The following is a 22236-nucleotide window of genomic DNA, read 5'->3' as shown; positions in this document are numbered from 1 at the left end:
ACGCGGTCTGGCACCCCGCAGTCCAGTGAAAATTCTCCCATCACTCGGTGAAGGCCAGCTTCCGCTCCAGATCCATGGAGCGGGTGATAAGCTTCGCCTGGTCGAAGGTGATGACGTCTTTCTCGCACAGATCCAGCAGGTGCTGGTCGAGGGTCTGCATCTGGTAGAGGGAACGGCCGTTCTCGATGTGCTTTTCGATCTCGTCGAGGCGCCCCTCGCGGATGCATGCCTGAATGGTGGTGGTGGCCCGCATGATCTCCACCACGGGCAGAATATGCTCGCCGCTCTTGTCCTTGATGAGCCGCAGCGACACGGTGGCCACCAGGATATCGGCCAGCCGCTGGCGGATCACCTCCTGGGAGTCGGGGGGGAAGTGGCCGATGAGACGGTTGATGGTGGATGAGGCGCTCTGGGTGTGGAGGGTGGAGAAGACCAGGTGTCCCGTTTCCGCCGCCTTGATGCAGGAGTCGATGGTCTCCAGGTCCCGCATCTCCCCCACCATGATGACGTCAGGGTCCATGCGGAGCGCAGCCCGGAGCGCCGCGCTGAAGTTTTCAGTGTCGATCCCCACCTCCCGCTGGATGATACAGCTCTTGTCGGAGGTGAAGAGGAACTCCACCGGGTCCTCGATGGTGATGATGTTGAAGGTGCAGGTCTCGTTCAGGTGCCGGATGATCGACGCCAGAGTCGTGGACTTGCCGTTACCGGTGGGGCCGGTCACGAGGATGAGGCCGTTGGGGGCCTTGGCGATCTCGCCCAGCACCGGCGGGAGGTTCAGCTCCTGAAAGGTCCCCACGTGGGGAGGGATGACCCGCATGACGATGCCGATGGCGCCCCGCTGGCGGAAGATGCTGACCCGGAACCGCCCGCCGTTGGGGAGGGCGTAGGAGGCGTCCAACTCCCGCAGGTTGTCGGGAAGCGTGCGCCTGTTCTGCTCCATGACGGTCTTGGCGATGAACTCCGTGTCCTGGGCGGTGAGCCGGGGGAGCTTGGAGCGGAGGAGTTGCCCCCGGGCCCGGAAGAAGGGGGGATTGTCCACCTCGAAGTGGAGGTCCGACACCCGCTTCTCGAAGGCGATCCCCAGTATCTGGTTCAGAAGGTTCATGTCCATGAAAATACCTCGCTAACGTCGCACCCGATCATGCCGACGGTTTTTCACGCTTTCGGCGGTACAGGGCGTTTTCCAGCACGAGCCCCGCCTCCCCGGCCAGAAGTTCCAGGAGCTCCACCTGGACCGGCGATGGCTCCCGGTGACCAAAGTCCCCGTAGGTTAGGGAGACGGTCTTCCCGAAGCTCCTGAGGGGGAGGAGGAATACCGTTCCGTGGAGCGGGGCGTCGATGGCCGGGAAAAGATGCTCCCGCACTATCTCATCGTCAGTTTTTCCGAAAAATACACTCCCTTTTTCGATTACTGCGCCGAAAAGGGAGTGACGGTCGAGGGGGACCCTGAACCTGAGGGGTGGCGTCGCCCCGTCGCGCCGATCTCCCCTTACCCCTATCCCCCGCTCCGCAATCAGCTCCGTGTCGCGGACGATGAGGGTGATGGCTCGCTCGAACACCCCGGCAACCGACTGAAGGAGCGACAGGGCAATCTCCGGCGGCTCGCTGAGCTGCCGCAGGGCCGCGAGGCCCTGCGCGATCCGGGCGACAGGCGCGCCCCCCTGCTCGCGGCCGAAGGCCCGCAGGTATGCAGGGAAGGTTTCCAGGAACCGGAGGGTGTCTTCGAGAAACGTCTCCCCCCGCTCTTCGCGAACGGGGCGGGGAAGGACGGCCCTGACCCCCTCCTTGAGGGAGTCGAGGGAGAAAACATAGTCGAGGGGGGAGACGAGCTGAATGATGGCGACGCGGGGGTGGGCCTTTTTTTTCTGCTGCCGCAGACCTTCGAGCTTGTGGGGTGAAAAGCGTACCCCGGCGCTTTGGGGGGCGTCGAAGACGAGGACCGGGAGGCTGTTCCTGGCCAGAAGCTGCTCGATGATCGGGTCCAGGTCCTGCTCTTCGTTGGTGGCGAAGACGAAGATCCCTTCCTGCCGGCAGACGGTGGTGACGCAGTAGGTCATGAGCTCGTCGGCGCTGAAGAGGATGACCGACGGGGTGATTTCCTCCCCGCCTCCCCCCGCTTCGTCGGCGTGGCCGGAGTAGCTTCCGAGGAAGGCGAGGAGTTCCTCCTGCTCCTTCTCCGAGAGATCGGCGCCCAGTTCCTGGATCTTCAGGTGGGGGGTGCGATCCTCCAGCCCCGCAAAGACCCGGGGAATCGTCTTTTCCAGCTTGTCCACATCGGCAAGCCCCAAGTCGGCGGCGGAGATGGTCAGGCCGGTTCCGTCGTCGGACGCCTCGTCCGTCGGGAGCTCTTCCGTCAACTCCTCCTCCACCAGGAGCCCGTCGCGCATTTTCTCGTCAAAAATCCGCAGGGCGTCCATCAGGACGTTCTCGGTGTGGAGCGTGATCTCCTCGTGCAGTTTCTCGGGGAAATAGCGGTATTCATCCGACACCGTGACGTTGGAGACGTCCAGGTTGAACGTCCCCCGTTTCCAGGTGAGGATCTCGACCACTGTCAGCTCGATAAGTGCCTCCAGCCCCCGGTAGGCGTCCTCCTTCCGGACTCTCCCCCCTTCGAGCAGGGTGGCGACCAGGGGAAGGCGGTTCTCTCCGGCGCTCCGTTGCTCGTCGAGGGCCTTCTCAAGGGTGTCGGCGGTGATGACCCCGGCTTCCACCAGGATATTGCCGATCCGGAGGCTGTTGTCGTAATGGTTAGCGCTGACGATGTAGCCGTCGCTGAAGACGAGCTGGCTCTCCCCCTTGCGCCCCTTGACCGTGAGGGTGCCCGACTTGCGCGTCGCGTGCAGGAGCTGAATGACATCGACGATGGACAGGTGTTCCAGATCTCCGGTGAATGACATCCGTTGCAACGCTCCTCTCGTGGCAGGTTCAGGCAAAGATTCTATTAAACTCGAAAAAGTTGCAGCATTCAAGCACTAACCGGCGGGAATCGCGGAGCTTCCCTCTGCCGAGGGCGCATGACCCCCTTGACCTGCGGCCGCCGGACCCTGTATGGTTTGGGCAGACCGCAACCGGCACCAGACCGGAAAGGAGATCTTCCATGGAATCCGTCTTGAACCCCAGCGAAATCCGCGTCCTCGGCTGTCTCGTCGAGAAGGAGCTGGCGACTCCCGAGTACTATCCCCTCACCCTCAACGCCCTGACGGCGGCGTGCAACCAGAAGTCGAACCGGGACCCCGTCATGTCCCTGGAGGAGGCCGACGTGGTCCGCGCCCTGGACTCGCTCCGCATGAAGGGGTTTGCCCGGCAGTCGGCCGAAGGGGTGCGGGCCATGAAATACTGCCACTGCCTGGCCGAGAAGTTTCTCCTGGAGCCGCCCGATCTCGCCATTCTGGCCGAGCTCCTCGTGCGCGGCCCCCAGACCGTGGGGGAACTGCGGACCCGGGCCGAGCGGATGCGTCCCTTTGCCGATCTGGCGGCGGTGGAGCAGGTCCTGCAGGATCTTATGGAGCGGGAGGAACCCCTCGTCGCCCGCCTTCCCCGTCAGCCCGGCCGCAAGGAGCAGCGCCATGCCCATCTCTTCGCCGGCCTCCCCGACGCGGATGCGGAGGAGTTCGTTCCGCCCCCGGAGGGGGCGCGGCTTCAGGTGCGGGTCGAGGATGAGCGGATGGCGCGGTTGGAGGAAGAGGTGGCGGCCCTGCGCACCGAAGTCGTCGAGCTGCGCCGGATGATGGAGGAGTTCAGGTCCCAGTTCGAGTAACGGCATCAGGCCACGGAGGTACATCATGAACGCGATCATCAACGGTATCACCCTGGCATACGACGACCACGGCAGCGGCCCGGCGGTGGTTCTCATTCACGGCTTCCCCCTCTGCCGTCGCATGTGGCACCCCCAGATTCAGGCGGTGACGGAGGCGGGGTTCCGGCTCGTGACTCTGGACCTGCGGGGCTTCGGCGAGAGCGACGCCCCCGAGGGGCCCTACTCCATGGAACTCTTTGCCGACGACCTCGCGGGTCTCCTGGACCATTTGGGGATCGAGCGGGCGGTCATCGGCGGGATGTCCATGGGGGGATACGTCCTCTTCAACCTTGTTGAACGTCATGCCGGGCGGCTTGGGGGCGCCGTCTTCATCACCACCCGCGCCACGGCCGACGACGAAGGGGGGAAGGCCCGCCGGCTCCAGCTGGCCCAGGATACGATGAAATTCGGCCCTCAGGTAATTGCCGACGCCTTCGTGCCGATCCTCTTCGCGGAGGAGTCCCTGGCCGAGCGGCCAAAGCTCGTGAAGGAGGTTGGTGGTTGGATCGTGGGGACCGACTCCCGGGGGCTTGCGGGGGGGCTCCTCGCCATGCGGGAGCGGAAGGACTACAGCGGGCTTCTCGGCACCATCGGGACCCCGTCCCTGGCCATCGGGGCCGAGGGGGACCGGGCCGCGCCGCCGGAGGTCGTCCGGGCCATCGCCGCCGGCATACCCGGCTGCCGGCTCAAGATTGTCACCGAGGCGGGACACATGGCCAACCTGGAACACCCCGGGGCCTTCAATGGGGCGCTCGTGGCGTTTTTGAGGGAGTTGAAGAGTTGGTGAGAGGTTCTAGGGTGGACACTTGCCGCAGACGGACCGGAAGAGTACAGTGCTGAGATAGCGGTCCCCCCGGTCGGGGAGAAGGACGACGATGGTGCTCCCGGTCGGGGCGTCCTTTGCTACCTGGATGGCGCCGTACACGGCCGCGCCACTGGACATCCCCACGAAGAGCCCCTCGCGGATCGCCATATCCCGCGCCGTTTCGAAGGCGGGCTCGTCGTGGACCGTGAGCTTCAGGTCGAGGGCCGCGGGGTTATAGATGGCGGGAACGATGGCCTCCTGCATGTTCTTGAGCCCCTGGACCTTGTGCCCGAGCCGGGGCTCCACGCCGACGATGCGCGCGGATGGCCTCTTCTCCCTGAAGTAGCGGCTCACCCCCATGAGGGTCCCCCCCGTCCCCATCCCAGCCACGAAGAAGTCCACAACCCCGTCGGTGTCGCGGTGGATCTCCGGACCGGTGGTCTCGTAGTGGGCCAGGGGGTTGTTGGGGTTGGCGTACTGGTTCGGCATGTAGTAGCGGTCGGGCTCCCCGTCGAGAATCCGGTGGGCCAGGCGGATGGCGCCGTCGGTGGCCTCCTCGGCCGGGGAGAGGACCAGCTCGGCACCGTAGGCCTCCAGCACTGCCCGCCGCTCCAGGCTCACGCAGGCCGGCATGACGAGTTTCACCCGGTACCCCTTTGCCGCGCCGAGCATGGCGATGGCAATGCCGGTGTTTCCCGAGGTGGGCTCCAGAATGGTCCTGTCCGCAGTGAGTTCTCCCGCTTCTTCAGCCTTGGCGAGCATGTAGAGGGCAGGGCGGTCCTTCACCGAGCCCCCCACGTTGTTCCCTTCGAGCTTGGCGAGAATCCTGACTTTCGGGTTGGGGTTCAGCCGTCTGATCTCCACGAGGGGGGTCGAGCCGATGCTCCCTGACAGGGAAAAGGGGGTATGTTCCATGGACGGTGTCCTCTGTTTGGTTGGTTAGTAATCGCTTATGCTATAGGAATGCGCTGGAAAATACAACAGCCGCGAGCGCGGGAATTGCCGCGCCGCCCCCTGGAAAGAACGCAATGCCTCTTCACGGACTACCCCTGACCTTCTCTGACCTTGCCGCCAGCCTCGCGGACCATCCCCCCGCCGATATTCCCGCCTCGGGGCTGACGCCCGCCGCCGTGGCGCTCATTCTCCGGGAAGGGGGAGAGGGGCTTGAGGTCCTCTTCATCGAGCGGGCATCCCACGACGGCGACCCCTGGTCCGGTGACCTGGGGTTCCCGGGGGGGAAGATCGAGCCGGGGGACGCCGGACCCCGGGCCGCCGCGGAGCGGGAGACGTGGGAGGAGCTCGGCCTTGATCTCGCAGCGGCCCGTTGTCTGGGGCGTCTGGCCGACATCGCCGGTGCGCACGTGCCGATCCGGGTATCCTGTTTCGTCTATGGCCTGGCCGGGAATCCCCCGCTGATGCCGGGGGGCGAGGTGCGGGACGTCTTCTGGGTCCCCCTTGCCGATCTCCGGGATCCGGTCCGCCACACGGCCGCCGCGGTCAGCTTTGACGGCGAAGCCTTCGAGCGACCGGCCATCCTCCTTCCGGCGGAGGGAAAGCCTGTCCTGTGGGGGCTCACCTACCGGCTGATCATGCAGTTTCTTGCCGTGGCAGCCGGTGGTTGCGGTCCGGAGGGCGGTATGGTTGATGGTGAGATTGAGGGGAACGGGTAGGGGGCTACGTGACGACTCCTTCCTTGCCGGGGGCAAGGGTGTCCGCGTGGGAGAGGAACTCCTCCATGAGTTGCGGAGGGTCGTAGCCGAAGGATAATACCGATTCGTAGCTAAGGAGTTGGAGCGGATCCAAGTGGGGCGAGGCGAAGCCGATGCCGTCCGAACCAGAGCGGACGATACGGCCCGGCACGGTAATGGTGAGGGTGGAGCTGCCGCTGAGGAAGTAAATGGAGACGAGGGCCTCCTCGTCCGGCTCATGGTCTCCCCGCACGGACAGGTAGAGGCCGTGGAGGCTGATATCCCGCACCTCGCCGTAGGTGATCCGCGAATCCTTTTCCAGAAATGCCGGGGCCGAGAAAGGGACCCGAGGATGCCGCCGCCGTTCCATTGAACCCATGGCTTCCTCCATGCTCTGTAGTGCTTCTCAGTGTGCGTCGATTTATAGGCAAAAGTATAGCGCAAATTCTCCCGTGCGCGGCGTTTTTTTTGTGAGCAACTAAGGCTATCTCCAGGAGTATCCGTGGAAATCCTCTACCACGACGAACTTGTCGTGGCGGTCCACAATACCGTCGGGGCTTCTCGTTCACCGTTCACCCATTGACCGACACGAAATACGGGCTCGGCCCGCGGGGAGAACAATGCGGAGGAGACGTGCCACAACCGAGACATCCTGATTTCCCTGTGCTACCCTTGTAGACGAAGGATAGCAGCATCGCAACGGAGGTTCACATCAATGGAAGAGACAATAACACATGAAAAGGCCACATTTGGCGCCGGGTGCTTCTGGCATGTGGAGGCCGAGTTCCGGCGGGTAAAGGGAGTTCTCGCCACCAAGGCGGGGTACATGGGGGGATGGAAGGAGCACCCCACCTACGAGGAGGTCTGCTCCAGGGAGACGGGTCACGCGGAGGTGGTGGAGGTCGTCTACGATCCCGCCCAAGTCTCCTACGACGAGCTCCTGGGGACCTTCTGGTCGATTCACGACCCGACCCAGCTGAACCGCCAGGGGCCGGACATCGGCACCAATTACCGCTCGGTCATCTTCTTCCACACCCCCGAGCAGGAGCAGGCCGCCCGGGCCTCGAAGGAGCGGGAAGAGCGTTCCGGCCGTTACGCCCGGCCCATCGTCACCGAAATTGCCGCGGCCTCCACCTTCTGGTGGGCCGAGGAGTACCATCAGCAGTACCTTGAGAAGCGGGGGGGCGGAAGCTGTAACTGGTGAAGGGAAAGGAGCGACCCATGACAGTGAGAAGATGGCTTGCGGGAATAACCGTGGCAGCTATTGCGGCGGCCGGCATCAGAGGGGAGGCCGGTGCCGAGGTGCAGATCGCCAAGGGGCAGACCCTCTACGTGCCGGTCTATTCCCATGTCTACACCGGAGATCGTGCTCTCCCCTTCAACCTGGCGGCAACTTTGGGGATCCGCAACACCGATCCGGCGAGTCCCGTGACCGTCACCCGTGTGGACTACCACGACTCCAGCGGCAGGCTCGTTAAACGCTACCTGGCCACCCCCCTGACCATTCCTCCCCAGGGGTCCACCAGTTATTATCTCAAGGAGCGGGATACGAGCGGCGGCTTCGGCGCCCATTTCATTGTTGTGTGGGAGTCGGCCAGGGAGATCAACGAGCCCATTGTGGAGAGCGTCATGATCGGCGCCCGGTCGGGGCAGGGGATCTCCTTCGTGAGTCCTGCCCGGGAGATCCGGTCTTCGACCGGAAAATGAGGGGGAAAGGAATCCCGTGAAGATCATCGACCTGCGGAGCGACACGGTCACCCGGCCCTGTCCGGCCATGCGGGCTGCCATGGCGGCGGCCGAGGTGGGGGACGACGTTTACGGCGAGGACCCCACCGTGAACCGGCTCGAAGCCCTGGCCGCGGAGATGCTCGGCACCGAGGCGGCCCTCTTCGTGGCCAGCGGCACCCAGTCCAATCTCCTGGCCATCATGGCCCACTGCGGGCGGGGGGACGAGTATATTGCCGGCCAGACGGCCCATTGCTATCGCTTCGAGGGGGGCGGCGCGGCGGTCCTCGGCGGGGTCCAGCCCCAGCCCCTGGACGTGGAGCTCGACGGCACCCTCGACCTGGTGAGGGTGGCCGCAGCCATCAAGCCCGACGATCCCCACTTCGCCCGGACGCGGCTCCTCTGTCTGGAGAATACCCAGGCGGGAAGGGTGCTTCCCCTCGGCTACCTTGGCCGGGCCCGCCTCCTTGCCCGGGAGCGGGGTCTCGCTCTTCACCTGGACGGGGCGCGGCTCTTCAACGCTGCCGTGGCCCTCGGCGTGGAGGCCCGGGAGATCGCGAGCCATTTCGACTCGGTGTCGGTCTGCCTCTCCAAGGGGCTCGGCGCGCCGGTGGGATCGCTCCTGTGCGGGAGCGGCGGGCTCGTGGCCGAGGCCCGGCGCTGGCGCAAGGTGCTTGGCGGCGGCATGCGTCAGGCGGGCGTCTTGGCCGCTGCGGGGATCGTCGCCCTTACGGCGAACGTGGAACGTCTCGCCGAGGATCATGCCAATGCCCGGCGCCTGGCCGAGGGGCTGGCGGCCATGGGCGGGCTTACCGTCGATCCGGCGGCCGTCCAGACGAACATGGTCTTCCTCTGCCTTCCTCCTGACCGGGCCGAAGCCCTGGCAACCTTTCTCCGGGAGCGGGGGATCCTCATCGCCGGACGGGAGAGCATCCGCCTCGTCACCCACCGGGACGTGACCGCCATGGATATCGACCGGGTGGTGGCGGCGTTTGGGGATTTCTTCGGGCGCCTCTGACCGGTTCATTTCCCCTTCCGTTGCAAAAGCTCCCCCCTGTGGTTTACTTGAACGTGCCGGCACGTGGCCGACAGAAAAAGCCGTTCCTTCGACATCACAAGCCGGGAGCCCAGTCATGCGCACTAAAACCCTTTCGTTGATTCTTGCCGTCGTTGCGGGATTCGTCGCTTCATGCGCCTTTATCACCGTCAACATCTACTTCCCCGAAAAGGAGGTCAAGAAGGCCTTCCAGACCCTGGACGAGAAATATCTGGGGCAGGAGGGGGCAAAGAAGCCCGTTCCGGAGCCCTCCCCCGCCGGCGTCGAACCGGGGGCAGGGGAGAAGCCCCAGAGCCGGCTCGAAGGGATACGGTGGCCCTTCTCGTTTGCGGCCGTGGCCTGGGCCGCCGAGGACCTGACCGGCGACCTGGTGGCGGAACTGTCGCGGATGCCCGAGGTGGTCAAGGCCTACGAGGAGATGAAGGGGCGGCTTCCAGTCCTCGATCAGCTGCGGGCTGGCGGCATCGTGGGTGAAACCAACCAGGGTCTCGTCACCGTGCGCGACCCGACCCGGATCGGCGACCGGCAGGGAGTGGTGGACGCGGAGAACGCCAGCCGCAAGACGGTCATCACCGGCATGGCCAGGGCGATTCTCAAGCTGGCCGAAAAGCCCGAAACTCCCGACACCATGGGTCAGGTCCTTGGCAAGGCCGCAGCCACTTATGCCCAGACCCGGCAGGAGGTGGCCCGGCCCGGCTGGTGGATTCAGCTGGCAAACGGAAGATGGGTGCAGAAATGAAGCGATTCGTGACAATACTGCTGTCCGCCCTCTTCGTCCTTACGTTCGTTGCCGGTTGTGTCACACCCCGGGTGGTGGAGCAGACGCCGGCGGGCCCTGCTTCTTCCGGCGGCAAGAACCTCTGTCTCCTCGACTCCGAAGAGTGCCCCGCCCGAAAGATGACCATCATCGAGCTGATCGACGGGTTGAGACAGGAGCTGGCCAAGGGAGAAGCGGTGTACACCCCTGCCGAGCTCCGCAAGCTCGGAAACAAGCTCAGGGAGTATGAATTCATGTACGATCGCCTGATGTACGGCGATAATGACTGAGGTGTATCTTTTGCTTAAACGATTTCAAGATGTTAGCCAATATGGCGTAAAATGGAAACTAATTTGCCGACAAGTAGTTATTGACTTTTAATGTAACCCTGTTTACTCTTGCGCGCTAATCAGCAGGAGGCGACGGTACCTGACTCCGCACGAAGTGTGGATCCCTTCGATTCCCCTGGGAATCGCCCCTCAGGACACATTCCCCCCATCCTGCAACACATCACCACAACGAGACGTGGAAATCGGTGGCGACGGAGCACTGGCCCTGCACGCGAAACGCGAGAGCAGGTCTGGCCCTGTCCGGTCTGGCGCCCCGGCGCGCCAGCCGGAGTATCGCGATCACGAGAGTTTCTACGCGAGGTTTCCTGCATGCATCTGACCGACTGCTTCATGGAGCTGGTGGCCTACGTCACCCACTTTCTCCGCACGGCCGCCGTGCGTCAGCCCCCCTACCCTGAGGTTCGCCGCGAAATCGACCTGCTCCTGGCGGCGGGGGAGTCGCTGGTCAAGCGGGAGGGGCTTTCCCGCGATGACTACGACCTGGCCCGCTTCGCCGTCTGCGCCTGGATCGACGAGGCGGTCCTCTCGTCGGCCTGGAGCGAAAAGAGCCTCTGGCTCCGGGAACAGCTTCAACGCCTCCATTACAACACCACGGAGGCGGGGGAAGAGTTTTTCACACGGCTGAACGCCCTGGGGCTCCACCAGCGGGAGGTGAGGGAGGTCTACTATCTCTGCCTCGCCCTCGGTTTCACCGGCAAGTTCTGCAAACCGGGGGACGAGTACCAGCTGGAGCAGGCGAAAACCGCCCAGCTGAAGCTTCTCGTGGGGAGCTCCGTGGGGCTTCCATCCCTGGAGCGGACCGAACTCTTTCCCGAAGCCTACCCGGGGGATGCGCCCGCCCGTGCCCCAATGGGGCGCAGAACCGGCTTCTCGCCCCTTGCCGCCGCCTGCCTCGCCGGACCGGCGGTGCTGTTTGTGATCCTCTTCTTCGTATACCGCTTCACCCTCTCGGGGGTGGGGGAGAATTTCCTAAGGACGGTGCCGTACTGAGATGAAAACGAAGCTCGTGACATTTCTCAAGTGGTTTCTCGTGGCGGGGGGGGCGGCGGTGGTCGTCCTTCTCGTTTTTGGTAGTGTGCTTGCGCTTAACTGGCCCTGGTGGGTGGCCCTCTGCATCCTGTTGCTTCTGGCGGGAATCGGGGTCGGCATTGCGCTTCTGCGGGCCATGTGGCTGCGTAAGCGCGAGCAGAACTTTGTCCAGGAGGTGATCGCCCAGGACAAGGGGCTCCTGAAGTCTCTCACCGGTAAAGAGCGGGAGCACCTGGCCCAGCTCCAGGAGCGGTGGAAGGACGCCATCGGCACCCTGCGGAACTCCCACCTCAAGAAGCACGGCAACCCCCTCTATGTCCTCCCCTGGTACCTAGTCATCGGCGAGAGCGGCTCCGGGAAGACCACCTCCCTCAACAGCGCCCGGCTCTCGTCCCCCTTCATCGATGTCTGCCGCACCTCCGGCGTGTCGGGTACGCGCAACTGCGACTGGTGGTTCTTCGAGGAGTCCATCGTCATCGACACGGCCGGCCGCTATGCGGTCCCCGTCGACGGTGAGAAGGACCGGGACGAGTGGCAGAAATTCCTGTCGCTTCTCGTCAAGTACCGGAAGAAGGAGCCCCTGAACGGCCTCATCGTCACCGTGGCAGCGGACCGGCTCCTGGCGGCGGGCCGTGAGGAGAATGCCGAAGAGGGGCGCACCATGCGCAGCCGCATCGATGAGTTGATGCGGGCATTGGGGGTACGGTTCCCGGTCTATGTGCTTGTCACCAAGTGCGATCTGGTGGAGGGGATGAACCGCTTCGCCGGCCTTCTGCCGGAAAAGGCCCTGCAGCAGCCCATGGGGATGGTCAACCAGGAACTGGCCACCGACGTGGCATCGTTCACCGACAAGGCGGTTGCCGCCGTGGTGGAACGACTCCGGACCCTGCGGCTCCTCCTCCTGCACCAGCCCGAGGCCCGGGAGGCTGACCCGGGTCTTGTCCTTTTCCCCGAGGAATTCGCGGCGCTTCGCGAGGCCCTCGGCGCGTTCATGGAAGGGGCGTTCCGGGAAAATCCCTACCAGGAAACCCCGGTCCTGCGGGGTCTCTTCTTCTCCAGCGGCCGCCAGGAGGGGAACCCCCACTCCCGCTTCTCCGAGGCCCTGGGGCTGGCGGGGGAAAGGGCCACCCTCCCCGGCACCAGCAAGGGGCTTTTTCTCCACGACTTTTTCGCCAGGATACTCCCCGCCGACCGGGCGCTCCTGACGCCGACCCGACGGGCCGTGGAATGGCGCGCCCTCACCGGCAACCTGGGGCTCGTCTCCTGGATGCTCTTTGGCGTTGCCCTTTGCGGCCTCCTCTCCTTCTCCTTTGTGAAGAACATGACCACCATCCGGGAGGTCTCCCGCCAGTTTGAGCGCACCCCGCGGCTGGCGGGCAACTCCGTCAACGATCTCCTGGTCCTCGATGCCTTCCGGCAGGGGATTTTCAAGGTGGAGGAACGGAACCGCGCCTGGTGGATCCCCCGCTTCGGCCTCACGGAGAGCGTCAAGGTGGAGCGGGCACTCAAGGAAAAGTTCTGCCGCCAGTTCAGGGACGGCTTCCTCGCCCCCTACGACCGGCAGCTGGCCGCCGGCGTTGCGGGCCTTTCCTCAGTAACCCCCGACGAACTCTACGCCCAGTACGCCATTCACCTGGCCCGGAGAATTAATATCCTCAATGCGGGGATGAACGGGAAAAAACTGGCTGAACTGACTGCCATGCCCCAGCCCGCATCGGTTTCCTTCCTGTCTGCCGAAACCAGCGCCGGGGTCGATGCCCGCAAGCGTTTCGGCACCCTCTACCTCCACTACCTTGCCTGGCGGGCCGATTCCTCCGATCTGGCCAAGGAGACGGCGCAGCTCCAGGGATGGCTCCGCCAGATCATCGGCCTCAAGGGGGGAAGCCTCGCCTGGCTCGCCCCGTGGATTGACCGGCAGTCGGGGCTTCCGGCGGTGACCCTGGCCGAATTCTGGGGAGGGGGCGCACCGCTTCCGGGAGAGCCGGCGGTTCCCGCCTCCTTCACCCGCAAGGGAAAGGGGGAGCTGGATAGTCTCGTGGCCGAACTGGAAACGGCCCTCGGCGACCCGCGCATCGTGGCCACGGCAAAGGGGGGCCTCGCAACCTGGTACCGGGGGAGCTGCCTCGCTGCGTGGCAGCGCCTGGCGGCAGCATTCCCGTCGGGGTCCGACCGGCTCCGCACCATCCGCGACTGGCAGCAGGCGGCCGCCCGGATGGCCACGGACCAGAGCCCCTACTTCGCCCTCATCAACCGGATGTCCGCCGAACTGGATACCCTGGTGGGTAAGGAGGGGGTGCCCCCTTTCGTGGCCCAACTCTACGCCTTCCAGGTGGCCCGGGCAGGGGGAGCCGTTCCCGGAACCGTGGGGAAGGCGGCCGAGGGGGGCAAGCGCTTCCTTAACTCCCTCGGAGAAAAAATACACCCCGACGCGGTGGCGAGAGGTATCGATACACCCCTTCTTGCCACCAAGTCGTGGCAGGAGTACCAGACGGCCCTGGCGGCCATTGCGCCAGTCGCCTCGTCGCGCCAGCAGGCCTTCCTCCTCGCCTCCCAGACCTTCGGCGACGACCCGGCCACGGGAAAGACCCCCTTCATGGCCGCCTGGGGCGCTGCAGGCCGGCTTCGGGCCGGAGTCGCCGGGGGCGGGCCCGACGAAGCCTTCTGGAGGCTCGTGACCGGCCCCCTCGACTACCTCTGGAGCTACGTCCGGCGTGAGGCCGGCTGCCAACTCCAGACCCTGTGGGAGGAGCAGGTGATCGCCGCAACCCTCGGCATGCCCCCCCAGCAGGCAGGCCCCATGCTCCTCGGCCCCGACGGCCTTGCCTGGCGCTTCGTCAAGGGGCCCGCCGCACCCTTCATCCGGGGGACCGCCGCCGGCTACGCCCCCCGGCAGGTCCTCGGGGGGGCGCTACCGCTGGAGGGCTCCCTCTTCGCCTTCCTCTCTAAGGGCGCCCAGGTTCAGGCTTCGGCGGCGGGACGCCAGCCCAACTACACCGTGGCCGTCAAGGGGCTCCCCACCGACGCCAACGCCGATGCCCGGATCAAGCCCCACGGTACGCGGCTGGAGCTCCAGTGTGCCGGCAGTGCTCAGACCCTCGTGAACCAGAATTTCCCGGTGGGCAAGACCTTCTATTGGTCCCCTGAGACCTGCGGCGATGTCATTTTCCAGATCGAGGTGGGGGACCAGGTGCTCACCAAGCGCTACGGCGGCCCCCAGGCCTTCCCCGACTTTCTCCGGGAATTTGCCGGCGGCTCCCGGAGCTTCCCCGCCCGGGAGTTCCCCGGCGAGAAGGAAGCCCTGGAGCGGATGGGCATCAAACATATCCGCGTGAACTACCAGATCATGGGAGGCGGCCAGGTGGTCAAGCAGGGGAGCGCCATGGCAGGAGCCACGGCCCCACGGGTGATCGCGCGGTGCTGGTGACGGCCTTAAGACCTCAACTCACGGAAGAGAAGGAGCACGACTGATGCTCGGCACAACTGACACTACGGCACACTGGCGCTGGGCAGCCTTCGGCAAGCACCCGGCCGCGGCGGATTACTTCCGGCTTGGGGTGGACTCCCCCTTCGTGGAGGGACTCACGAAATGGGTTGAAAGCGGCTATCGTCTCCTGGCGGAGCGGGTAGAGGAGCCGTCTTCCTTCTGCTCCTGGCGCTTCTGGGGGCGGGGATACGGAAAAGACGGGCTTTTGGTGGGGGTGGTGCGGGTTTCCAGCGACAGCCTCGGCCGTCCCTATCCGCTCCTCATCATGGGGAGCGGACCGCTGGAAGGGTGGGAGGCGCGGTGGGATCTTCTCCCCTTCGCCTGCGAGCAGAGCTGGTGCCAGATCGAGTACCTGGCAACGAATACCTTCGACGACCTGAAGAAGCTGGCACAAGAGCTTCAGACCATCCGTCCCCCCACCAGCGACTGGGATGAACTGGCATCGCGCCGGCAGGGGCTCAACAGGCTCGGCTCACCCGTGGACCCCTACGCTTCGTTCCTGGACCTGCCGGAGTTGGAGCGGCTGGCCGCGGCCCATGGCGGCAAGGGCGAGCTCCATGTTTCCCTCGACCGGGGACCGGTCAACGACAAGATCACTCTCGTAAGCCTCTGGCATCTGCTGACCAAGGGGGGAGCGAAGGGGGTGCCCAACGCCCTCTTCATGGGGGGAACCCTGGAGCGCTCCTTTCTCGCCTTCTACCGGCGGGCGTTGGCACCGGGGGATTTCCTCCACCTCTGGTCCGCTTCAGAGGCGGGAGGATGGAAGAACAGCATAGGAACGGAGTATGCCATGGATATAGCAACCCTCGGGCGCGAGCCGGTTCGCCCCGACCAGCCGGTAGGGGAGGATGTCCGCTACGACCCCCTCTTCGACACTCTTCAGGCGGAGGTGGACAAACTGACCTCCCCGTCCGTGGCCGGGACCATCGATTGGGAAAAGGTGGTGCGACTATCGGTCGACATTCTCGCTACCCGTTCAAAGGACCTCCTTGTGGCCAGTTATCTGGCGGTGGGGCTCATCCAGACCCGCAAGGGGGATGGCCTTGCCCTTGGGCTTCGGGTCTATCGCGATCTATTGGACCGATTCTGGAACGACCTCTTTCCCACGCGAGCACGGGGCCGGCAGCGCTCCGTCGAGTGGTGGCTGGAGCGGACCGACATGGCCCTGCGCCAGTTCGGCGACCTCTCGCTTCCGCCGGAACAGCTTTCGCTCATCGGGGAGTCCTTTGACGCCATCGACCGCTTCCTGCGGGACAATCTGGAGGGTGCCCCCTCCCTTGCTCCACTCCGACAGCAGGTGAGCGCCGCCGTTGACGAGTCCCAGTCTGCCGTACCGGAGCCGCCACGCCCCCTCCTAGAGGAAGTCCCCCGCGACCTCTTTACCCCACCATCCCGACCGGTGTCGGCAGCCGCTCCAGAGCCTCTACCTGCCGGCACCCCCGCGCAGGTGCTTGAGGCGGGGCTCCGCCAGGTGAGTGAGGCGGCCGGTGCCCTGCTGCGCCAGGATCCGGTCAACCCCCTGGCATATCGGCTATCGCGTCTCGCGGCCTGGAGCATGGTGACGGACCTGCCTCCGGCCAGTGACGGCCGGACCCGGATCCCGGCACCCGACCGCCAGGTTCAGACCCTGCTCCAGGAACTGGCCAGCCACGGCGATGGAGAGGCCCTCCTCAAGGCGGCTGAGGTGCGGTTGCCCGAATTCATCTTCTGGCTCGACCTGAACCGCTTTGCCGTCGATGGCATGACACGTCTCGGCGATCGCTTTACCGAGGCCCGCGAAACCATCTGCCGCGAGACTGCCGTGCTCCTCCAGCGGCTGCCGGGGCTCGATATCCTCTCCTTTGCCGACGGCACCCCCTTTGCTGATCCGGAGACCCGCCAGTGGCTGGCCGGAATCGTCTCGCGGGAGACTTCCGATGCAGGGTGCGCTGTCGTGACCGACAGCAACAGCCGCGCCGAGGCCATCGCCCGGGAGGTGGAGGAGGCCCAGGCCCTCATCCGGAGCGGCAAGCTCCTGGAGGCGGTGGGGCGGTTCCAGAAGCAGCTCGGCAACGGCGCTTCCCGCAAGGAGAAGCTCCACTGGCGCCTCGCCCTGGCCCAGCTTCTGGTGAACACCAACCGGGCCCGGCTGGCGCTCCCCCATCTGGAGCAGGTGATTGCCGACATCGGGGACTTCGGCCTCGAAGAGTACGATCCGGCCCTGGCCCTAAGGGGGCTCAAGCTGGCCTGGCTCGGCTTCGACTCCCAGTCCGAGCCCCGCTTCAAGGAGAAGGCCGCCGATACCCTTCACCGCATCGCCCGCCTCGACCCGGTGGAGATGGTGCGGCTGGCCAAGGGGTAGAAATGGCCCCCACAAGATTTGCAAGACCCTTACGCTGATTGCAGCCTCCACGGATGGAGAAACAGTCATCGTTACGATCGTACGAAAGGAGAACGACATGTCGAAAGAAGCATCCGTAGCACCGAAGGAACGGGTCAACATCGTCTACCGTCCGGCCACTGACGGAGCTAGCGAAGAGGTTGAACTGCCGTTGAAAATGCTCGTCATGGGGGACTTCACCGGTAGCCCCGACGGGCGCCCCGTGGAGAAGCGGGACCCCATCGCCATTGACAAGGAGACCTTCAACGATGTCATGAAGGCCCAAGGGATCAGCCTGAACATCGCAGTCCCCAACCGGCTTGCGGTCGAGGCGGGCGAGGAGTTGCCGGTGAGCCTGAAGGTGGAATCCCTCAAGGACTTCGGCCCCGAGGCGGTCGTTGAGCAGGTGCCCGAGATGAAGCGGCTGCTGGAGCTGCGCGAGGCCCTGCGGGCTCTCAAAGGGCCCCTCTCCAACGTCCCCGATTTCCGCAAGAAGATCCAGGAACTGATCACCGACGACGCCGCGCGGGCAAAGCTCCTGGCCGAAATCGGCATCGAAGGGTAAGGAGGAACAGCAATGAGTACTGAAACAAACAACGCGGCAGCGCTTCAGGATCAGGCCACGGGCGAGGTATCGCTCCTGGAGGAGATCGTCCAGGCCACGAAACTTCAACCGGCCGACGAGGCATACTCCATCACCAAGAAGGGGGTCGAGGCCCTCATCGCCCAGCTCCTGGAGCCGGGGACCGAAACCCCGAAGGTCTCCAAGGCGGTGCTCGACGACATGATCGCCGAGATCGACAAAAAGCTCTCCCTCCAGATGGACGAGATCCTTCACCACGCCCGGTTCCAGAAGCTGGAGTCCTCCTGGCGCTCCCTCAACTTCCTGGTGGATCGGACCGATTTCCGGGAGAACAACCGGATCGAGATTCTGAACGTCACCAAGGACGAGCTCCTGGACGACTTCGAGGACGCCCCCGAGGTGGCCAAGGCGGGGCTCTACAAGACCGTCTACTCCGCCGAGTACGGCCAGTTCGGCGGCAAGCCCTACGGCGCCATCATCGGCAACTACGACTTCGGACCCGGCCCCCAGGACATCAAGCTCCTCCAGAGCCTGGCCGCCGTGGCCGGCATGGCCCACGCCCCCTTCATAGCCGCAGCGGCCCCCCAGTTCTTCGGCTGCGACGACTTCACCGCCCTGCCGAACCTGAAGGACATCAAGTCGATCCTTGAAGGGCCCCAGTATACCAAGTGGCAGTCGTTCCGCGAGAGCGAGGACGCCCGCTACGTGGGGCTGGCCCTTCCCCGGTTCCTGCTGCGGCTCCCCTACGGCGAGGCCACCAAGCCGGTGAAGAGCTTCAGCTACGAGGAAAGCGTCTCCGACAGCCACGACCGCTACTGCTGGGGGAACGCCGCCTTCTCCTTCGCCACGCGCCTCACCGACAGCTTCGCCAACTTCCGCTGGTGCGCCAACATCATCGGCCCCCAGGGGGGCGGCGCCGTGCACGACCTGCCGCTCCACCAGTACGAGGCCATGGGAGCCATCCAGACCAAAATCCCCACCGAGGTGCTGGTCAGCGAGCGGCGCGAGTTCGAACTGGCCGAGGAAGGGTTCATCGCCCTCACCATGCGCAAAGGGAGCGACAACGCCGCTTTCTTCTCCGCCAACTCCGTGCAGAAGCCGAAATACTTCGGCACCAGCAAGGAGGGGAAAGAGGCCGAGCTCAACTACAAACTGGGGCTCCAGCTCCCCTACATGTTCATCGTGAGCCGCCTCGCCCACTACCTGAAAGTCATCCAGCGGGAGCACATCGGCACCTGGAAGGAGCGGGGCGATCTGGAAAACGAGCTGAACCTCTGGATCCGCCAGTACGTTTCAGAGATGGACAATCCCATGCCGGGCGTGCGGAGCAGAAGGCCCCTGCGCCAGGCCCAGGTGACCGTGGAGGAAGTCCCCGGCGAGCCCGGCTGGTACCGGGTCGGCCTCAAGGTCACCCCCCACTTCAAGTACATGGGGGCGTACTTTACGCTGTCGCTGGTCGGCAAACTCGACAAGGAATAGGCTCGCACCCGTCTTCACGGCATCTTCACCCTGTCCCCTGTCGTGCAATCCTCGACGTAGCGCTGCTACGCCTGCGGTTGCACTCGGTCGTCCAGGGCAAATCTGCCGCAAATCCGGGCGCGATGGAATTTGATGAATTGTTTTGCATGCGGCCCATAACGGGCCGCGTATTCCACACCACAAGGAGGAAGTAATCAATGGCAATGCCCGCACATCTCACCCTCACCGGTGAAAAACAGGGGAAAATCGACGGTTCCTGCGAACTGCAGGGGCGTGAGAAAACCATCCTCGTCTTCTCCATGAACCACGATATCCACATGCCGAAGGATCCCCACTCCGGGCTTCCCACCGGCAAGCGGATCCACGGCCCCCTGAGCATCGTCAAGGAGTTCGACGCGAGCTCCCCCAAGATGTACCAGGCCCTCTGCACCGGCGAGCACCTCAAAGACGTCACCCTCAAGTTCTATCGCATCACCAAGCAGGGGACCGAGGAGCACTACTACACCATCAAGCTTGAAGACGCCATCGTGGTCAGCATCAAGCCCTACATGCCCGTAACGCTTCTGGCCGAGAACGAGCCCTACCGCCACATGGAAGAAGTGGCCTACACCTACCGCAAGATCAAGTGGACCTGGGAGCCCAACGGCATCGAGGCCGAAGATTCCTGGAGCGTGCCCAAGTAAGCAGTTAGTATTGTGTGATGCAATGCCCTCCCCGGCAACGGGGAGGGCAGATTTTATTACCTGCCAAGGAGATAGTTGATGTACCGGAAACTCGCCGTAATCGCAGCCATTACCCTCGCCCTCGGCCAGACAGCCCACGCCGGCTTCAGCCTGAGCGGCCTCCTCGACGCCGGCCAGGATCTGGCCAAGGCCGCCGTCCTTTCCGACGCCGACGTGAAGGCCGTTGCCGCCAACGCCAGCAGCCAGTACGACCAGTCCCACAAGGTGGCGCCCGCCTCCAGCGCCTACGCCAAGCGCCTCGACAAGCTCACCAAGGGGATCAAGATGGAAGGGGGCGTCAAGCCCAACTACAAGGTCTACATGACCAAAGACATCAACGCCTTTGCCATGGCCGACGGCACCATCCGGGTCTACAGCGGCCTCATGGACGCCATGACCGACGACGAAGTGCGCTACGTCATCGGCCACGAAATCGGCCATGTGAGCCTCGGCCACAGCAAGAAGGCCCTCCAGACCGCCTTCGCCGCCTCTGCCGCCCGTAAAGTGGGGGCCGCCAGCGGCAACGCCGCGGCCGCCCTGTCCGAATCGGCCTTGGGCGATCTGGCCGAGAGCCTCGTCAACGCCCAGTTCTCCCAGTCCCAGGAACGGGACGCCGACCAGTACGCCCTGAACCTGATGAAGGCGAACAAATACGACACCAAAGCCTCGGTAACGGCGCTGCGGAAACTGGAAAAGATGTTCGGCAACGACAAGAGCCTCTTCTCCAGCCACCCCGCCCCGGGCGACCGGGCCGATGCGTTGGAGAAGATGCTGTAGGTGGATGTTTAATGTGATGCCCTCCCCGGTGACGGGGAGGGTGGATTTACTCCACGGCTCTGCCACCAAACCCCATATTTCTCTTTATCGAGTAATCGTGTGAATCGTACCTCAACCCCACAAATCCAGGAGACACGTCGACATGGCGCCGCCGCCTGACCCGCACAACAAAGGACGGCTCTTCGTGAGCCCCGATGCGCCGGCGGGCGGTGGTGGACCAGGCTATTTCCGCCAATCCACCAGCACAATGAGCTGTCATGCGCACACTGCCGTGCCGGCCCATGGCTCACCCGCCGCAAGGCGCATGACCCCCCAAGACCATCAGCGCGCCGACACTCTGCGTCGTGCCAAATGCGTCTATGATGCCCTGTGCAAGGCGCAGTCGTGGGTCGGTCCGGCCATCAAGGAAGAGACGGGGTGTGCCCTCGACGAAGCCCTTTCCGGCATACTTCCGGGTGTGGTGCTCATGGTGGGAGGCTTGGCGGCTTCCGCTGCGCTGGGGGGGGCCGTCGGCGCGTTGATCGGCTCGTTCGCCGGCGGCGTCGGCGCCATTCCCGGTGCCGCCGCAGGCGCAGCAGCGGGAGCGGAGCTGGGGATGCTGCTCCTTAACGCCTTGGGGATCGGGTTTCTCGCCGTCTACATTGCCCAGCACATAACGAAAGTATTCGATCTGGCCACCCAGGGGGTAAAAGAGGCCTGGAACGCTCCCTCCTCAGCCATCTCCACCAGCACCAAGGTGAACAACGCATCCCGCACCCTGGCCCGGGCGGTGGCGGTATTCATCCGCCTGGTATTGGAAGGGATCGTGCTGTATCTTCTGGAGAAGGGCGCCGCAATCACCGCCCAGCGCGTGTCGGACGTGGGAGCGAAGCTTCGGGCGAGCAAGCTGGGGGTGCGGCTTGCGGAGTATGTGGAGAGGAATTGGAAGGCGCTGGTTGAGAATCCGAAGTTGAATTCGAGAGGGAAGGACTTTGGCGGTGGCAATCGATCAAAGAAAGCAGATAGCGGTCATAAACATGATACCGCTTTAGCAAGCACAACGAAGGCTGAGACTCAAGCTGCTGGAATTGATGCTCGCATTAGAAAAGTTAGAACGGCTGAAGCAGTTAATGCCAAAATGAAGGAAATGGGAGATGACCCAGCATGGATGCCAGGGACACAGGTTGTCAACCGTGATGCACTGCCTGGGGAAAGATACAACATGGTTCTCGATTCGGATCAAGCAGCTAAGCTGATGGATAACGATATGAGAGGCCTCGGTGGATGGGGGTCGCAAGATACTATTGCTACTCAATCAGTAGCTAGAAATAAATTGGCAATAACAGATAATTACAAGAAAGATGTATCTTTCATTGCCGAGATAGAGGTTGTAAAAACAATGCCACTAGAGGAAGGTATTGCTGGACCTCAGGGGATTTTAAAGGGGGAAGGACATCAAGTACATTTTGAAATTCTTCCACAGCAACGTTCAGAATATTTAAGAGTAAATATTACTCCGGCAAATAAACAGAGCAATTAAGATGCATAGGCAGCACAGGGGTGCTCGAAGAACTTTTTCACTTTGGTTCGGTTGTTCTGTAAATGCCGCATATGCTTTCTGGCCTTTGACTCAAGTTGCTTGGCAT

At 63.9% G+C, this 22236-nt stretch carries 20 protein-coding genes; 16 read left to right on the top strand and 4 right to left on the bottom strand.

Annotated features, from left to right (window positions below):
• Nucleotides 1–40: 40 nt before the first annotated feature.
• Both RCH91_RS15065 and RCH91_RS15060 read right to left on the bottom strand, forming a co-directional pair.
• The gene (locus RCH91_RS15065) at nucleotides 41–1111 is read right to left on the bottom strand and encodes a type IV pilus twitching motility protein PilT (RefSeq protein WP_306535802.1); all 1071 of its coding nucleotides are present in this window, start codon (nucleotides 1109–1111) and stop codon (nucleotides 41–43) included.
• A gap of 28 nt (nucleotides 1112–1139) precedes the next feature.
• Complete coding sequence (locus RCH91_RS15060) at nucleotides 1140–2897, bottom strand: DUF4388 domain-containing protein (protein ID WP_306535801.1); 1758 nt, start codon at nucleotides 2895–2897, stop codon at nucleotides 1140–1142.
• A 200-nt stretch (nucleotides 2898–3097) separates the two neighbouring features.
• Here RCH91_RS15060 and RCH91_RS15055 point away from each other — a divergent pair, with 200 nt between their 5' ends.
• Both RCH91_RS15055 and RCH91_RS15050 read left to right on the top strand, forming a co-directional pair.
• Nucleotides 3098–3757, top strand: a complete 660-nt coding sequence (locus RCH91_RS15055) for a YceH family protein (protein ID WP_306535800.1) — start codon at nucleotides 3098–3100, stop codon at nucleotides 3755–3757.
• 25 nt (nucleotides 3758–3782) lie between these two features.
• Nucleotides 3783–4583, top strand: a complete 801-nt coding sequence (locus RCH91_RS15050) for an alpha/beta fold hydrolase (RefSeq protein ID WP_306535799.1) — start codon at nucleotides 3783–3785, stop codon at nucleotides 4581–4583.
• 6 nt (nucleotides 4584–4589) lie between these two features.
• Here the strand turns inward: RCH91_RS15050 and RCH91_RS15045 are convergent, their stop codons facing one another.
• Nucleotides 4590–5516, bottom strand: coding sequence for a PLP-dependent cysteine synthase family protein (locus RCH91_RS15045; RefSeq protein WP_306535798.1), 927 nt, complete (start codon nucleotides 5514–5516; stop codon nucleotides 4590–4592).
• 113 nt (nucleotides 5517–5629) lie between these two features.
• On the opposite strand from RCH91_RS15045, the gene RCH91_RS15040 reads away from it, so the two are divergent.
• Nucleotides 5630–6271: a CoA pyrophosphatase gene (locus tag RCH91_RS15040; protein ID WP_306535797.1), complete on the top strand. Its 642-nt coding sequence runs from the start codon at nucleotides 5630–5632 to the stop codon at nucleotides 6269–6271.
• Nucleotides 6272–6275: 4 nt separating this feature from the next.
• Here RCH91_RS15040 and RCH91_RS15035 read toward each other — a convergent pair whose 3' ends face one another.
• A complete protein-coding gene (locus RCH91_RS15035) occupies nucleotides 6276–6668 on the bottom strand; it encodes a PilZ domain-containing protein (protein ID WP_306535796.1) in 393 nt (130 codons plus the stop codon).
• Between the two features lie 336 nt (nucleotides 6669–7004).
• Here RCH91_RS15035 and msrA point away from each other — a divergent pair, with 336 nt between their 5' ends.
• From msrA to RCH91_RS14970, 13 genes are all read left to right on the top strand, one after another.
• Nucleotides 7005–7493, top strand: a complete 489-nt coding sequence (gene msrA, locus RCH91_RS15030; protein WP_306535795.1) for a peptide-methionine (S)-S-oxide reductase MsrA — start codon at nucleotides 7005–7007, stop codon at nucleotides 7491–7493.
• 17 nt (nucleotides 7494–7510) lie between these two features.
• Entirely contained in the window at nucleotides 7511–7996 is a 486-nt protein-coding gene (locus tag RCH91_RS15025) for a DUF3124 domain-containing protein (protein ID WP_306535794.1), read from the top strand.
• A 16-nt stretch (nucleotides 7997–8012) separates the two neighbouring features.
• Nucleotides 8013–9032, top strand: coding sequence for a low-specificity L-threonine aldolase (gene ltaE, locus RCH91_RS15020; RefSeq protein ID WP_306535793.1), 1020 nt, complete (start codon nucleotides 8013–8015; stop codon nucleotides 9030–9032).
• Between the two features lie 115 nt (nucleotides 9033–9147).
• A complete protein-coding gene (locus RCH91_RS15015) occupies nucleotides 9148–9810 on the top strand; it encodes a YdbL family protein (RefSeq protein ID WP_306535792.1) in 663 nt (220 codons plus the stop codon).
• Nucleotides 9807–10118 carry a hypothetical protein gene (locus tag RCH91_RS15010; RefSeq protein WP_306535791.1) on the top strand — a complete coding sequence of 104 codons (312 nt, stop codon included), beginning with the start codon at nucleotides 9807–9809 and terminating at the stop codon, nucleotides 10116–10118. Before RCH91_RS15015 ends, RCH91_RS15010 begins: the two co-directional genes overlap by 4 nt.
• Nucleotides 10119–10487: 369 nt before the next feature.
• Nucleotides 10488–11168 (top strand): DotU family type IV/VI secretion system protein, encoded by a 681-nt coding sequence (locus RCH91_RS15005; RefSeq protein WP_306535790.1) that lies wholly within the window; start codon nucleotides 10488–10490, stop codon nucleotides 11166–11168.
• 1 nt (nucleotide 11169) lies between these two features.
• A complete protein-coding gene (locus RCH91_RS15000; RefSeq protein WP_306535789.1) occupies nucleotides 11170–14631 on the top strand; it encodes a type VI secretion protein IcmF/TssM N-terminal domain-containing protein in 3462 nt (1153 codons plus the stop codon).
• Nucleotides 14632–14674: 43 nt separating this feature from the next.
• Nucleotides 14675–17032, top strand: a complete 2358-nt coding sequence (gene tssA / locus RCH91_RS14995) for a type VI secretion system protein TssA (RefSeq protein WP_306535787.1) — start codon at nucleotides 14675–14677, stop codon at nucleotides 17030–17032.
• A 97-nt stretch (nucleotides 17033–17129) separates the two neighbouring features.
• Entirely contained in the window at nucleotides 17130–17615 is a 486-nt protein-coding gene (gene tssB, locus RCH91_RS14990; protein ID WP_306535785.1) for a type VI secretion system contractile sheath small subunit, read from the top strand.
• A gap of 12 nt (nucleotides 17616–17627) precedes the next feature.
• On the top strand, nucleotides 17628–19112 hold the full coding sequence (gene tssC, locus RCH91_RS14985) for a type VI secretion system contractile sheath large subunit (RefSeq protein ID WP_306535783.1): 1485 nt from the start codon (nucleotides 17628–17630) through the stop codon (nucleotides 19110–19112).
• A 197-nt stretch (nucleotides 19113–19309) separates the two neighbouring features.
• Nucleotides 19310–19795, top strand: a complete 486-nt coding sequence (locus RCH91_RS14980; protein WP_306535782.1) for an Hcp family type VI secretion system effector — start codon at nucleotides 19310–19312, stop codon at nucleotides 19793–19795.
• A gap of 78 nt (nucleotides 19796–19873) precedes the next feature.
• Complete coding sequence (locus RCH91_RS14975) at nucleotides 19874–20611, top strand: M48 family metalloprotease (RefSeq protein ID WP_306535781.1); 738 nt, start codon at nucleotides 19874–19876, stop codon at nucleotides 20609–20611.
• A 142-nt stretch (nucleotides 20612–20753) separates the two neighbouring features.
• Complete coding sequence (locus tag RCH91_RS14970) at nucleotides 20754–22130, top strand: DUF6861 domain-containing protein (protein WP_306535780.1); 1377 nt, start codon at nucleotides 20754–20756, stop codon at nucleotides 22128–22130.
• The last annotated feature ends 106 nt before the right edge of the window (nucleotides 22131–22236 follow it).

The sequence above is a fragment of the Geobacter sp. genome, from assembly GCF_030834625.1.
GTDB lineage: Bacteria > Desulfobacterota > Desulfuromonadia > Geobacterales > Geobacteraceae > Geobacter.
The sequence above is the reverse complement of the archived record's forward strand: the minus strand, read 5'-3'. Positions and strand labels throughout refer to the sequence as shown.

What these genes read in the sequence shown, in the direction of transcription:
- RCH91_RS15065 (WP_306535802.1), bottom strand. Translation starts at nt 1,111, where the DNA reads ATGGACATGAACCTTCTGAACCAGATACTGGGGATCGCCTTCGAGAAG.
- RCH91_RS15060 (WP_306535801.1), bottom strand. Translation starts at nt 2,897, where the DNA reads ATGTCATTCACCGGAGATCTGGAACACCTGTCCATCGTCGATGTCATT.
- RCH91_RS15055 (WP_306535800.1), top strand. Translation starts at nt 3,098, where the DNA reads ATGGAATCCGTCTTGAACCCCAGCGAAATCCGCGTCCTCGGCTGTCTC.
- RCH91_RS15050 (WP_306535799.1), top strand. Translation starts at nt 3,783, where the DNA reads ATGAACGCGATCATCAACGGTATCACCCTGGCATACGACGACCACGGC.
- RCH91_RS15045 (WP_306535798.1), bottom strand. Translation starts at nt 5,516, where the DNA reads ATGGAACATACCCCCTTTTCCCTGTCAGGGAGCATCGGCTCGACCCCC.
- RCH91_RS15040 (WP_306535797.1), top strand. Translation starts at nt 5,630, where the DNA reads ATGCCTCTTCACGGACTACCCCTGACCTTCTCTGACCTTGCCGCCAGC.
- RCH91_RS15035 (WP_306535796.1), bottom strand. Translation starts at nt 6,668, where the DNA reads ATGGGTTCAATGGAACGGCGGCGGCATCCTCGGGTCCCTTTCTCGGCC.
- msrA (WP_306535795.1), top strand. Translation starts at nt 7,005, where the DNA reads ATGGAAGAGACAATAACACATGAAAAGGCCACATTTGGCGCCGGGTGC.
- RCH91_RS15025 (WP_306535794.1), top strand. Translation starts at nt 7,511, where the DNA reads ATGACAGTGAGAAGATGGCTTGCGGGAATAACCGTGGCAGCTATTGCG.
- RCH91_RS15015 (WP_306535792.1), top strand. Translation starts at nt 9,148, where the DNA reads ATGCGCACTAAAACCCTTTCGTTGATTCTTGCCGTCGTTGCGGGATTC.
- RCH91_RS15010 (WP_306535791.1), top strand. Translation starts at nt 9,807, where the DNA reads ATGAAGCGATTCGTGACAATACTGCTGTCCGCCCTCTTCGTCCTTACG.
- RCH91_RS15005 (WP_306535790.1), top strand. Translation starts at nt 10,488, where the DNA reads ATGCATCTGACCGACTGCTTCATGGAGCTGGTGGCCTACGTCACCCAC.
- RCH91_RS15000 (WP_306535789.1), top strand. Translation starts at nt 11,170, where the DNA reads ATGAAAACGAAGCTCGTGACATTTCTCAAGTGGTTTCTCGTGGCGGGG.
- tssA (WP_306535787.1), top strand. Translation starts at nt 14,675, where the DNA reads ATGCTCGGCACAACTGACACTACGGCACACTGGCGCTGGGCAGCCTTC.
- tssB (WP_306535785.1), top strand. Translation starts at nt 17,130, where the DNA reads ATGTCGAAAGAAGCATCCGTAGCACCGAAGGAACGGGTCAACATCGTC.
- tssC (WP_306535783.1), top strand. Translation starts at nt 17,628, where the DNA reads ATGAGTACTGAAACAAACAACGCGGCAGCGCTTCAGGATCAGGCCACG.
- RCH91_RS14980 (WP_306535782.1), top strand. Translation starts at nt 19,310, where the DNA reads ATGGCAATGCCCGCACATCTCACCCTCACCGGTGAAAAACAGGGGAAA.
- RCH91_RS14975 (WP_306535781.1), top strand. Translation starts at nt 19,874, where the DNA reads ATGTACCGGAAACTCGCCGTAATCGCAGCCATTACCCTCGCCCTCGGC.
- RCH91_RS14970 (WP_306535780.1), top strand. Translation starts at nt 20,754, where the DNA reads ATGGCGCCGCCGCCTGACCCGCACAACAAAGGACGGCTCTTCGTGAGC.